Below are 13,646 nucleotides of genomic sequence, written 5' to 3'. Positions count from 1 at the left end.
GGTTTAACTTAGCTAAACCCGGTAGCAGCGAACACGATCCCGATTTTTCTATCGGGAGAAGTAAAGYGGATAACGGGGCTTTCGGAACCGATTGAAACAGAACCCTGCTTTTCAAAATGYRAAAATGGGATTTGRAGCGGTTAGATATGAGATTTGAGAAGCAAAAAACCTCGCAGTTTTTAAAAGCCTGCGAGGTTTCATGGTAAATTCTCATCTCATTTCGTCATCCTGAATTTGTTTCAGGATCTATCCTACCAGTAAGATGCTGAAACAAGTTCAGCAGGACGCCTCTGGTTAATCTTGCTGCTCTTTTTTATTAATAAAAAAGTAAACAGGCACTCCCAGCAAAACAATCACAAGCCCCGGCCAGGTATACTGCTGTTTATAAATGAGCAGCAAAATACAAAATGCCGCTCCTATCAATAAGTAAATAATCGGTGTAACTGGATATAACCAGGTTTTGTAAGGCCTTTCAAGACCAGGTTGTTTTATCCTTAAATAAATAACACCAAAAACAGTAATCATATAAAATAGCACGATAACAAAGGATATCATATCTAAAAGATTACCATATTGCCCACTTAAACATAAAGCAGATGCCCAAATGCCCTGCATCCAAAGTGATCTTTCAGGAACTCCATTTTTATTGTTTTTTAATGCTGCTTTAAAAAACATTCCATCTTTTGCCATGGTTTGAAAAACCCTTGCACCTGCCAATACGATTCCATTAACACAACCGAAAGTAGAAATCATTACCAACAATGCAATTACAATTGTGCCGATTCCACTACCAAAAATCTGTTCTGAGGCTGCAACAGCAACCCGATCATTGAGGGCAAATGCAATACTCTCTCTGTTTAGGGTATTGAGATAGATAAAATTGACCAATAAATAAAGAATCATCACTGCTGAAGTACCTAAAACCATAGAACGTACAACATTTTTTTTAGGGTTTTCGATTTCTCCCGAGACAAAAGTTACGTTTTCCCAGGCCACACTCGAAAATACCGAACCAACCATGGCAGCTGCAATCCCCCCCATTATTGCCATTCCGGAAATGGATTCCCATCCCGATTTCAAGAAATTGCCGCTTGGATCTGTTTTAAGATTATTGAAAGCATCCCAGCCAAAGCTCATATTTCCGGCCCAAAAACTGTTTTTCACCAAAAGAAAGCCTAAAATAATTAAGCCGATTAAAGCGACAATTTTAGAACCAGTAAAAATGTTCTGCAAAATTTTACCGCCTTCAACACCTTTTGTATTAATATAAGTTAAAAGCAGAATCACACCGATGGCTAAAATCTGTATCCAGGTAATTTTATAACCGCCACTCTGAAAAATTGGAGCAGCATCGTTTAAAGCTGGTATTAAATAGGCCGTAAATTTACCAAAAGCAACAGCAACAGCTGCAATAGTGCCGGTTTGAATTACGGTAAACAAGCCCCAACCGTAAAGAAATCCCATCATTTTACCGAAAATCTCTTTCAGGTAAGTGTATTGCCCACCAGCTTTGGGAAACATGGAAGAAAGTTCTCCATAAGAAATTGCGGCGGCAACTGTCATCACCCCAGTGATCACCCAAACCACAATCAGCCAATAACCGGAACCTAAATTCCGCATGATGTCGGCACTAACAATAAAGATACCGCTTCCGATCATCGAACCCATTACCAGCATGGTAGCATCAAAAAGGCTTAATTTTCTTTTAGAAGGTCCATCTTCTTTTTCAATATTCATTTTTAGTTTGGTTTAGTTTGTGGCTAATTTATTTAAAAAAAAGAAAATAGGAGTACTTCGCTTGTATTATTTTAATTGAGCGAAATTTTATTCTACTTGACAATGAAAAATTTAATCACAAGAAAAATATTTTATTATCTTGCTAGATATAAGTACGTAGTTTGGAGAGAAGCGTTTGGCGCTGAACGTTTGAAATAGATTAAACAATTGACCAATTTAAACAGTTAACCAGTTACACAACAACATAAACAACTAACCAAATATAAAACCAATTATTAACTATGGATTTTTTACAAAACAATTTAATTTACTGTATTCCGGCGCTAGGCCTTGTCGGGATTATAGTTATGATGATTAAAAGCGCCTGGGTAAACAAGCAAGATGCAGGTGATAAAAACATGCAGGAACTTGCGGGCTATATAGCCGATGGAGCTATGGCCTTTTTAAAAGCCGAATGGAGGGTATTGAGCATTTTCGCTGTTTTTACGGCTGCGCTCCTAGCCTACTCAGGAACAATTACCGAAATTAAAGGGGTACCTATGCATTCGAGCTGGATTATCTCTATTTCTTTTATTATAGGAGCGGTATTTTCTGCAACTGCGGGTTATATCGGAATGAAATCGGCCACAAAAGCAAATGTTAGAACCACACAGGCTGCTAGAACAAGTTTAAAACAAGCATTAAAAGTTTCGTTTACTGGCGGTACCGTAATGGGCTTAGGCGTAGCTGGCCTTGCTGTTTTAGGTTTAGGCGGTTTATTTATTGTTTTTTTACAGGTATTCCATGTAACCAGCGCCAATAGCACCGAAATGAGAACTGCTATTGAGGTTTTAACCGGATTTTCTTTGGGTGCCGAATCTATTGCCTTATTTGCCCGCGTTGGTGGGGGTATTTATACCAAAGCTGCTGATGTTGGTGCCGATTTAGTGGGTAAAGTAGAAGCCGGAATTCCTGAAGATGATGTACGTAACCCTGCAACCATTGCCGATAATGTAGGCGATAACGTGGGTGATGTTGCAGGTATGGGTGCCGATTTATTTGGCTCATATGTAGCAACGATATTAGCCACCATGGTTTTAGGACAAGAAATTACAGTAACTGATAAATTCGGGGGTATGTCTCCCATCCTTTTGCCTATGGTAATCTGCGGATTGGGTATTTTATTCTCGATTGTAGGTACCTGGTTTGTAACCATTAAAGATGATAAATCAAATGTTCAGACGGCTTTAAATCTAGGTAACTGGTCATCAATTTTGATTACAGCAGTAGCTTCGTTCTTTATCGTAAAATGGATGTTACCCGAAACATTAAACTTACGTGGGTATGAGTTCTCTAGTATTAATGTGTTTTATGCCATTATTGTTGGTTTAGTAGTGGGTACAATTATGAGTATTGTTACCGAATATTTTACCGCAATGGGCAAAGGCCCTGTAAATTCTATTATCCAACAATCATCAACCGGACATGCCACCAATATTATTGCAGGTTTAGCTGTCGGAATGAAATCGACTGTTATTCCAATTTTGGTTTTAGCAGGCGGGATTATGTTATCGTACCACTTTGCTGGTTTATATGGTGTAGCTATTGCAGCAGCAGGTATGATGGCCACTACAGCTATGCAATTGGCCATTGATGCTTTCGGACCAATTGCTGATAATGCGGGCGGTATTGCAGAAATGAGTCAGTTACCTCCAGAAGTACGCGAACGTACCGATAATTTAGACGCTGTTGGAAATACCACTGCAGCTACCGGTAAAGGATTTGCCATTGCATCTGCAGCCTTAACCTCTTTAGCATTATTTGCAGCTTTTGTAGGCATTGCAGGTATTACGGCGATAGATATATATAAAGCGCCAGTATTAGCAGGATTATTTGTTGGCGGGATGATTCCTTTCATTTTCTCGGCCCTTTGCATCCAGGCGGTGGGTAAAGCGGCAATGGATATGGTTCAGGAAGTTCGTCGCCAGTTTAGGGAAATTCCTGGCATTATGGAGTACAAAGCCAAACCAGAGTACGAAAAATGTGTAGCCATTTCAACCAAAGCATCTATCCGTGAAATGATGATGCCCGGTGCTATCGCCTTAATCACGCCGATAATTGTTGGTTTTACTTTTGGTCCTGAAGTTTTAGGTGGATTRTTGGCCGGCGTAACCGTTACCGGTGTATTGATGGGGATTTTCCAAAGCAACGCAGGTGGCGCATGGGATAACGCCAAAAAATCATTCGAACAAGGTGTAATGATCAATGGTGAAATGCACTACAAAAAATCAGAACCACATAAGGCTTCAGTAACAGGGGATACTGTAGGCGATCCTTTTAAAGATACCTCGGGTCCTTCAATGAACATTTTAATCAAATTAATGTCTATTGTTTCACTAGTTATTGCTCCATACATCGCAGTTAAGGCAATTGCCAGCGAACATAAGCAAGAAGTTCGAAAAGAAATCAGAATTGAGCAAAAAACCGATAGTTTAGGTAACGTAATTACGGATACTTTAACCAATACCACCGACACTTTAAGGCGTTAGTTGTAAAAACATTGATAAAATAATAGCTAAAGGGATTTTTTAACCAAAATCCCTTTTACATTTCCGTAATTTTTAATTACGTTTGGAGCTGAATTAATCTAAACAAAAACTATAATATGGGTTTATTTACTAAAAAGCCAATGCATCTATTGCTTGAAGAAGCAGGTGATTCAAGCAAAGGCTTAAAGCGCACACTTAGTGCAGGTGCATTAGTTGCATTAGGTGTAGGGGCTATTATTGGTGCCGGGCTATTTGTTCGTACTGCTGCTGCAGCCGCTCAAAATGCTGGACCATCAGTTACAATCGGTTTTATAATAGCTGCGATAGGCTGTGCTTTGGCAGGTTTATGTTATGCCGAGCTCTCTTCTTCTATTCCAATCTCTGGTAGTGCATATACTTATACTTATGCTACTATGGGCGAGCTAATGGCTTGGGTTATTGGATGGGATTTAGTGTTAGAATATGCTGTAGGTGCCGCTACTGTAGGTATAGCCTGGAGCGAATATCTGAATAAACTATTGGTAGAAGTATTACATACCTCACCCATACCCTACGAGTGGTGCCACTCGCCTTTCCAATCGCATCCAGATGGTACCGTAAATGGAATTATGAATCTTCCTGCCTTGTTTATAGTAGGCTTGTTAAGTTTACTTTTAATTAAAGGAACTTCAGAATCTGCTTTTGTAAACGGTTTAATCGTAATTACCAAAGTGGGTATTGTTATCTTAATCATTGTTTTAGGTTGGGGCTTCATCCACGAAGCAAATCACCATCCATACATTCCGGCTGCTACCACATATGTAGATCATGCAGGTATTAGCCATAGTTTTGGTGGTTTCTGGGGCGTTATTGGCGCTGCCGGAACGGTATTCTTTGCCTTTATCGGTTTTGATGCTGTAAGTACTGCCGCTCAGGAAACTAAAAATCCTAAAACAGCAATGCCAATTGGTATTTTAGGATCGTTAGCAGTTTGTACTGTATTATACATATTATTCGCACACGTTTTAACGGGAATTGCACCAGTTGAGTTTTTCAGAACTAAAGGTGGTGAAGCATCTGTGGTAGCTGCAATTAGCGAATATATGACCGGATACTCATGGTTATCTAAATTAGTAACAGTAGCAATTTTAGCCGGTTTCTCTTCTGTAATCTTGGTGATGTTATTAGGCCAAAGCCGTGTATTTTATTCGATGAGTAAAGATGGTTTATTACCTAAAATGTTCAGTGATTTACACCCTAAATTTAAAACACCTTATAAAGCAAACTTAGTGATCTTGGTAATTGTAGGTTTATTTGCTGCATTTATCCCAGGCGATGTAGTGGGCGATATGACTAGTATCGGTACGTTATTCGCATTTATGTTGGTTTGTATAGCGGTAATCATCTTAAGAAAAACAGATCCAGATCTTCCTCGTCAGTTTAGAACACCTTGGGTACCTTTAATTCCGATTTTGGGTGTTGTTGCCTGCGGTTTAATGATCCTTGGTTTAGGCTGGACAAACTGGTTAAGATTATTTGGCTGGTTAGCATTAGGATTTATCATTTACTTTGGATACAGTAAAAAGAATTCTCATTTGAAAGACGTTAAATAAATTACATTTTTCAAAAAAACAAAAGCCTCGACCGAAAAGTCGGGGCTTTTTTATGTTAAATAATTGTTAATAAAACTACCTTTGCAAAAAATTGATAACATGTACCGCTATTTTGCTAAATTTAAGATCACTTATTTCTTCTTAACGATTGTTTTGCTATTCATTTCCGCTGCAGGATATGCGCAGAGAACAATTAACGATGTAATGGATTCTACCACGGTTAACCATTTGCTCATTATTTCTAAGAAATATGGTTCATTATCTTTTAGCGGGTACCTGCAGCCTCAATTCCAGGTTGCGCAAGCAAATGGTGCACAGGCAGAATACCAAGGCGGAAATTTTGGCGAGTTTACCAATAACCGGTTTAGGTTGAGAAGAGGTCGTTTAAGGGCCGATTATATGATGTTAACAGATGATGGCAGTCCTTCTACCTATTTTGTACTTCAGTTTGACGGTACTGAACAAGGTGTTGCCATTCGTGATTTTTGGGGACGTTATTACGAAAATAAATGGAAAATACTGGCGGTTACTTTAGGGCTTTCTGGCCGTCCGTTTGGGAACGAACTGCAATTATCTTCTTCAGTAAGGGAAGCGCCGGAGCGTGGCCGGATGTCGCAGATTTTAATGAAAACAGAACGAGATCTGGGGGCTACGTTTACCCTAAATCCTCGTTGGAAAGATGCCCGGTTGAAAAACTTTGTATTCGATTTTGGTATTTACAACGGACAAGGCTTAGCCGGCGCTGGAGAATTTGATAATAGTAAAGATTTTATCTTCAGGTTAAGCCATAAAACCTATGCCTTTAAAAATTTCACCATTGCGGGCGGTATAAGTACGCTACAAGGCGGCTTAAACCATCGCTTGCCCGTAAGTTATAAGATGGATAGAATCGACAACCAATGGAGAATGATGAAGGATTCGTCGGCCAATACCATCAATAAGGTTRCTCCAAGGAGATATTATGGTGCCGATATTCAGCTGGCTACAAAAACCAAAAGCTGGAAATCTGAATTGAGGGCAGAAGTGGTGTCTGGCTTACAAACAGGCACTTCAACTACCTCAACCACACCTGGCTCTTATCCTGTTGATAGCAAATCGATAGCCTTGCCTTATTATACCCGAACCTTCAATGGTGCTTACGTTACATTTGTACAAACCTTGAATAGCACCGACAATCAGCTTATTTTAAAATACGATTGGTATGATCCAAATTCAAAGGTAAAAGGGCTTGATATTTCAAATACTCAGGGGCTTTCTCCAGCGGATGTTCGTTTTGATACTTTTGGATTTGGTTTTTTACATCATTTTAATCCACATTTTAAGGCTGTACTTTATTATGATATCATTAAAAACGAATCGACCCAAATTCAGGGTTATACTGCTGATAGAAAAGACAATGTGCTCACGTTAAGAACACAGTTCTATTTCTAATAAATAACAGTACAATGGAGGAATTGATACAAATTCCGCTACCTTTGCTTAAAATTGCGCTGCTATGAAATTCGATTTTATGACGTTCAACTTAAGCCAGATCCTATCCACAACGATGGTGCTCTTCGCTATTATCGATATTTTGGGCGCCATTCCCGTTGTAATCGAATTACGTAGAAAAGCAGGTCATATCGAATCAGAAAAAGCATCTTTAGTTGCTACAGGCTTAATGATCCTCTTTTTATTTGTTGGCGAATCGTTATTAAAAGTAATCGGATTAGATGTAGAATCTTTCGCTATTGCGGGTTCTTTCGTGATCTTTTTTATCGCTATGGAAATGGTATTGGGATTAACGATTTTTAAAGAAGAAGCACCAGAAACAGTCTCCATCGTTCCGTTGGCTTTCCCTTTAATTGCCGGAGCAGGAACAATGACTACCCTACTTTCGCTAAAAACAGAATATCATACCCAGAATATTTTAGTGGGCATTATACTCAATATGTTGTTTGTATACTTTGTATTGAAAAATACCAACAGACTTGAAAAACTTTTTGGAAAATCGGGCTTGAACATCTTACGTAAAGCCTTTGGGGTAATTTTATTGGCTATAGCGATTAAATTGTTCAGAAATAATACGGGACTATAGGTATCATTTCAAAGATTCGTCACCCTGAATTTATTTCAGGGTCCAATAATCAAAAAAGATGCTGAAACAAGTTCAGCAAGACGACGAACGTAGAAAAGTACTCATCAAAATGACAATCCTCCAATCAATCTGTAACAATAATTACGTATATCCATCTAAACATAAAGCTTACATCATGAACAGCTTTGAAGAATATACCTTAATTATTGGAGCAATAGCCGTTTTAATCGAAGCGGTAAAATACTTTAAAAAGAATTTCAAATCCTGGTTTGAACATACGTAATGTCGCTTTAAGTGAGCGTCATGCTGAATTTATTTCAGCATCTATATGTTAAGACCCTGAAATAAATTCAGGGTGACGATACAAGTAGTTTAATCCTGGCTCTTCTTAATCAACCTCGCCACAAACATCGTATCGGCATTGTTTTCATAACCCTTTATCAATTCCATTTTTTCCAGTTCTAATGGCAACTGATCAATCATATGCTGAACAATGGCTTCGTTTTCTTCGGCAAAGGCAGAGCAAGTAATGTAAATTAAGGGCTTACCTGGCTTTAAATACTTTACAATATTTTGGACAATCCCCTTCTGGATGCTGGCAAATTGATTAATTTTCCGTTCCTCGAAAAATGTAAGCATTTCGGGTGTTCTGCCCCATGTTCCAGAACCAGTGCAGGGCGCATCCAAAATGATCCCGTCAAATTGATAGTGGTGTAAAACCTGATCGTTGTTCTGTAAAAGATCCAGTTCCTTTTTATGGTACTTTTTGATCCCGGCTAAGCGGAAACGTTCATCTAAATTTAAGAGTACACTTTCTCTCAGATCAGAAACCAAAAGCTCAATCACAGGCTCCAAACTGTGCAACAGCAGCGTTTTCCCACCAGATGCCGCGCAGCAATCCCACCATTTATCCCATTTGTTCGGTTTAAAATAACTGCCTGTGTGCTGAGAAGATAAATCCTGAACCTGATAACTGCCTTCTTTTAATATGGTTTCTAACTTGGTTCCATTAGGCAAAGCCAGAGAAGTATCAGAAATCGCTTTAACCGCAATGTTTTCATCTTCTAATTTTGCAATAATAGCTACAGATTCTTCTCCTCCTACCCTGATAAAGAGATCTGGCTGTTTGAAGAATGAGGTACAAAACGCTTCCCGGTCTAATCCATCAGATAGATTTTCGTGAAACGGATATACCTCCTGCAAATCAAAATCCGGATACCTGGTTTTAATGATGGATATTTTTTCTCCCAGCGGCAGTATAATACTTTCCTTTAATTCCGGCAGATTTTTCTCTACAATAAGGCTAAGTGTATCGTGGCATAAGAAATCGGCAATACTTAAACGTTCTTCCTGCGGAAGTGCCGATAAAGCCTTACCTAATCTAAAAAAGCTATACATATGACGTGTAGCCCATCTCCTATCGGATGAACCCATTTGCTTATGCTGCTTAAAATAGGTTGGTAGAAAACGATGCAAGGGCAAACTTCCATCATAATTACTCAAAATCTGTTCAAAGGCTCTTAACTGATGATCTGCTCTCATGCAATAATTAAAATGGAAGAAAAAATTATAGAATTACTCAACTAGGTTTAACGCAAAGTTTTTAAACTTCAGTAACATTAAACTGGTGTTAATATAGCCTAATTTTTCATCATGGATAAATGAAAAGTTATTATGGAGGCCTTTATATTTATCTTTTACCAGATAATCTCTATAATCCTCTCCATAAGTAGTTAACAGTTTACCGAAATAATAGCCAACATCAAAGCCTTTAAAGGCGTATTCTCCAGGCTCAAATCCATACCTATAGCGATATTTTTTAATAAAGGTAACAACTGTACTGTTTTTATAGTCTATTTTATAAGATGAGCTGATAATGGTATTTAGGTCTTGTAATTTATCAGTGGGATAATTCTGTTTTACCCAATTAGGATGACCAAATAGATTAATGCTATAACCACCAGTGGGTAGATGCTTTAATTTATACAGTTTTTCTACTGTTGGCAATACAAAAGTCCTGTCGGATGAGGTAAGCACCACTGCATATTCTTTGCCTTTGATCATTTTTGTTTCAAAAGCATAGGCCGAAGCATACTCCTGTACCACAAACTTGGTACTGGCTTGAAAATAGTTCCTTATTGGCGCTGCAAATTGTTCGTCTTCTGTTTTCTTTGGGTTAATCAGTACCACTATAGTATTGGCAGGATTATAATTTTTAGCAATGTATGTGGCTATCTTTTTTCCATGTAAACCAATATTATTTACAATGGACACCAGATTTGGATTATTAAATTCTGCAGGTTCGGAAGCAGCCAAAGGAGATACGATGATTGCATTGTTTTCTTTGGCATAATTGGAGATAAACTTTAACCCATCAGGAAAAACAGGGCCAATAATTAAATTGCTTTGTTTAAAACGCTCATTTTTGTACAAAACCGATATATGTGCATTATCATCCTGTGTATCGAAAACATTGAGTTTAAAATTTAAACCCTGAGCCGCGGCAGAATCCAATCCCAATTTAAAGCCCTGATAAAAATCGATAGGCATAGCATATTTTTCTATATCGGCTTTTGTTGCTGTTTTTAAATTCAGCTCATCCAATTTAAAGGGAACAAGTAAGGAAACACTTGCCTGCGAAAACTTTTTGATAGGCTTTTTATCTGTTGGCTTTTCTTTTTCAACCGGTTTTTCCGTTTCAGGCTTGGGTGTCCTGATTTTAGGCGAACAAGCACCCAAAACTACCGCAAACAAAACCAGCAACCAATAAACCTTCTTGAAATTCATACCTATCATTTTTAACAAAATATGCTAGCAAAGTTTATTCCACCTTGCTAGCATAAGCATATTATTTGTATATCGACTCCCGACTAATGACTCAGGACTCTGAACTAAAAACTATTCCCACTCGATAGTTGCAGGTGGTTTAGAGCTGATATCGTATACCACTCTATTGATCCCTTTAACTTTATTGATGATTTCGTTTGAGATTTTAGCCAATACCGGATAAGGTAAATGGCACCAATCTGCAGTCATCCCATCAAGTGATTCAACTGCTCTTAATGCAATTACATTTTCGTAAGTACGCTCATCGCCCATCACTCCTACAGATCTTACCGGTAAGAAAATAGCGCCTGCCTGCCATACTTTATCGTAAAGGCCTGCTTCTTTTAAATTGTCGATATAAATTTTATCGGCATCTTGTAAAATGGCTACTTTTTCTGGAGTAACTTCTCCGATAATGCGGATACCCAGGCCTGGGCCTGGAAATGGGTGACGGCCTAAAATAAACGATTCTAACCCTAAAGTGGTGCCTACTCTTCTTACTTCATCTTTAAACAAAGTTTTAAGTGGCTCTACTACTTTAAGTTTCATAAAATCTGGCAAACCACCTACATTATGGTGCGATTTTATGGTTGCCGACGGCCCTTTAACCGAAACTGATTCAATAATATCAGGATAGATTGTACCTTGGGCCAACCACTTTACATCCTGGATCAGGTGAGATTCTTCGTCGAAAACTTCGATAAATACACGGCCAATAATTTTACGTTTTGTTTCCGGATCTTCTACCCCGGCCAATTGGCCCAAGAATTTATCTTTAGCATCAACGCCTTTAATATTTAAGCCAAAATCTTTATACTGTTCTAAAACACTTTCATATTCGTTTTTACGCAATAAACCATTATCAACAAATATACAGTGAAGGTTTGTACCGATGGCTTTATGTAAAAGTACCGCAGCAACACTACTATCAACACCACCTGAAAGTGCCAAAACAACTTTATCGTTACCTACAGTAGCTTTAATATCGGCAATTGTGGTTTCAACAAAAGCAGCAGAAGTCCAGTCCTGGCTACATCCGCAAATATCAACCAAGAAGTTTTCTAAAAGGATTTTCCCATCAATACTATGCGTTACCTCAGGGTGAAACTGGATGGCATAAGTATCTGAATCTTTAATATGGTAAGCTGCGACTTTTACGCTATCAGTACTGGCAATCAGCTCAAAATTTTCTGGAATATCGGTAATGGTATCACCATGGCTCATCCAAACTTGTGAACCGATGTTAATGCCTTTAAATAATTTATTCTCCTGGTTTACAAAATTCAGGTTAGCACGACCATATTCGCGTGTTGAAGATGGCTGAACTGCACCGCCAGAATGTTGGGCAATATATTGTGCACCATAACAAACAGCCAATAAAGGAAATTTTAAATGGTATTTCGATAAATCGATCTGAGGTGCATCTTCCTGACGAACGGAGAATGGACTACCCGAAAAAATAACTCCTTTTACATCAGGCGTAACCTCAGGAAGATTGTTGTATGGATATATTTCACAGTAAATATTTAGTTCGCGAACCCTACGAGCGATGAGTTGTGTAAATTGCGAACCAAAATCGACGATAATGATTTTTTCTTGCATCCGCAAAGGTACCAATTAGATATGATATTTGAAGCCGGAGATTTGAGATTTTTAGCTTAAAAAAGTCCGGAGTCGGCAGTCAGGAGTCCGAAGCCAGTTTGGAGTCAATTAACCGCTTCAAACAGTTAACCGATTAACCAGTATAACTAAAAAGTCCGAAGTTGATTAACTGATTTAAACAATTAACCAGTAAACTACTTATCGTCACCAATGAACTAATGACAAATGAACCATTGAACAATAATCACCAAACAACCTTTAATCCCGCTGATCGGTATTTATTAATGTCTTCGTCTTTACTGATTAAAGTTATATCTTTCTGAATAGCCTGCCATATTAACATCCTATCAAAAGGATCTCTGTGCCAGTTCGCATTTAAGTGATGGTAATTAGCCACATCATTTGGTAAAAGGGGTAAAAGTTCGTAACCGGCCTCGATTGCGAGTTCAGGCAAAGCCTCCGGTATGATTCTCAAAATATCCAGTTTATTGATTGAATGTTTCAAAGATATTTCCCAAAAACTTATCGTACTCACTAGAATTGTATTTTTTTTGTTCTTTAAAATTTCCAAGCAGACATTCGAAAGCTTGGATGAATACATTAATGACCAAACTAGTACATGGGTATCTAAGAGGTAAATCATATGCCTAAGAATTCCTCTTCAGTAATTTTGAAATCATCTTTAAATATTATTTCGGCTTTCCCGTCAAGCATACCTATTTTACGCTCTTTATTGTTTTCTTCCAAATCAGGAACAAAATACCCAATAACCTCTTTTTTTCTTCCATAAGTTACGGCAATACCAATACCTGCCTTAACATCTTCAAGTACTTCAGAAAAGTGAGCTTTAAATTCTCCAACAGACATTGTTTTCATAGCTAATAGATTTATAATCAAATATAAACAAAACTTGTCAAGTTGTCAAGATAAACCGAGTTATGTTTTAGATATAAAATTGGTGAGCTGATTTACAACTTGCAGTCACCAATGACAAATGAACCACTGAACCTTTACGATTCTATCAAAACCACCTCAACCCCAAATTTCCGTAAAAAGTCTACTCCTTCATCGCTAGGCAAACCTTTGTAAGCTGCATACGATTTAGAATAATAAACCAATTTAATTCCTGATGACAAAATCAAGCGGGCGCAGGCAATACAGGGCGATAAGGTGGTATATAAAGTACAGCCTTCTATTTTCGAACCGTTTTTAGAAGCATACAGAATTGCATTCTCCTCAGCGTGTAAGGCTAAAGAACAGCTTCCCTTACTATCACGCGCACAC

Annotated in this window: 12 protein-coding genes; 5 read left to right on the top strand and 7 right to left on the bottom strand. The window is 38.2% G+C overall.

Annotated elements, in window-relative coordinates:
• Window positions 1–294: 294 nt before the first annotated feature.
• Window positions 295–1,737, bottom strand: a complete 1,443-nt coding sequence (locus AC1DPQ_RS04150) for an APC family permease (RefSeq protein ID WP_477579592.1) — start codon at window positions 1,735–1,737, stop codon at window positions 295–297.
• Window positions 1,738–2,018: 281 nt separating this feature from the next.
• Between AC1DPQ_RS04150 and AC1DPQ_RS04145 the strand changes: the two genes are divergently transcribed.
• The 5 genes from AC1DPQ_RS04145 to AC1DPQ_RS04125 all read left to right on the top strand — a co-directional run bounded on the left by AC1DPQ_RS04145 (window position 2,019) and on the right by AC1DPQ_RS04125 (window position 8,217).
• Window positions 2,019–4,265 (top strand): sodium-translocating pyrophosphatase, encoded by a 2,247-nt coding sequence (locus AC1DPQ_RS04145; RefSeq protein ID WP_477608069.1) that lies wholly within the window; start codon window positions 2,019–2,021, stop codon window positions 4,263–4,265.
• Between the two features lie 116 nt (window positions 4,266–4,381).
• A complete protein-coding gene (locus AC1DPQ_RS04140) occupies window positions 4,382–5,857 on the top strand; it encodes an amino acid permease (RefSeq protein WP_477579594.1) in 1,476 nt (491 codons plus the stop codon).
• Window positions 5,858–5,956: 99 nt separating this feature from the next.
• On the top strand, window positions 5,957–7,288 hold the full coding sequence (locus AC1DPQ_RS04135) for a porin (RefSeq protein ID WP_477608067.1): 1,332 nt from the start codon (window positions 5,957–5,959) through the stop codon (window positions 7,286–7,288).
• A gap of 79 nt (window positions 7,289–7,367) precedes the next feature.
• Entirely contained in the window at window positions 7,368–7,934 is a 567-nt protein-coding gene (locus AC1DPQ_RS04130; RefSeq protein WP_029274105.1) for a MarC family protein, read from the top strand.
• A 58-nt stretch (window positions 7,935–7,992) separates the two neighbouring features.
• Window positions 7,993–8,217 (top strand): hypothetical protein, encoded by a 225-nt coding sequence (locus AC1DPQ_RS04125; RefSeq protein WP_477579597.1) that lies wholly within the window; start codon window positions 7,993–7,995, stop codon window positions 8,215–8,217.
• Between the two features lie 89 nt (window positions 8,218–8,306).
• Here AC1DPQ_RS04125 and AC1DPQ_RS04120 read toward each other — a convergent pair whose 3' ends face one another.
• From AC1DPQ_RS04120 to AC1DPQ_RS04095, 6 genes are all read right to left on the bottom strand, one after another.
• Complete coding sequence (locus tag AC1DPQ_RS04120) at window positions 8,307–9,476, bottom strand: RsmB/NOP family class I SAM-dependent RNA methyltransferase (RefSeq protein WP_477608065.1); 1,170 nt, start codon at window positions 9,474–9,476, stop codon at window positions 8,307–8,309.
• Window positions 9,477–9,509: 33 nt separating this feature from the next.
• Window positions 9,510–10,721, bottom strand: a complete 1,212-nt coding sequence (locus AC1DPQ_RS04115; protein WP_477579600.1) for an ABC transporter substrate-binding protein — start codon at window positions 10,719–10,721, stop codon at window positions 9,510–9,512.
• A gap of 111 nt (window positions 10,722–10,832) precedes the next feature.
• On the bottom strand, window positions 10,833–12,362 hold the full coding sequence (gene guaA, locus AC1DPQ_RS04110; RefSeq protein WP_230151643.1) for a glutamine-hydrolyzing GMP synthase: 1,530 nt from the start codon (window positions 12,360–12,362) through the stop codon (window positions 10,833–10,835).
• Between the two features lie 244 nt (window positions 12,363–12,606).
• Entirely contained in the window at window positions 12,607–13,005 is a 399-nt protein-coding gene (locus AC1DPQ_RS04105) for a type II toxin-antitoxin system VapC family toxin (RefSeq protein WP_477579604.1), read from the bottom strand.
• A complete protein-coding gene (locus AC1DPQ_RS04100; RefSeq protein ID WP_477579606.1) occupies window positions 13,002–13,238 on the bottom strand; it encodes a type II toxin-antitoxin system Phd/YefM family antitoxin in 237 nt (78 codons plus the stop codon). The genes AC1DPQ_RS04105 and AC1DPQ_RS04100 overlap by 4 nt, the downstream gene beginning before the upstream one ends.
• Before the next feature lie 134 nt (window positions 13,239–13,372).
• A partial coding sequence (locus AC1DPQ_RS04095) for a deoxycytidylate deaminase (protein ID WP_477608063.1) occupies window positions 13,373–13,646 on the bottom strand: 274 nt, incomplete at its 5' end.

This window comes from Pedobacter sp. 01T416_2, assembly GCF_056398925.1.
Note: the sequence above shows the minus strand (reverse complement) of the source record. Positions and strands in the feature narration are given on the sequence as shown.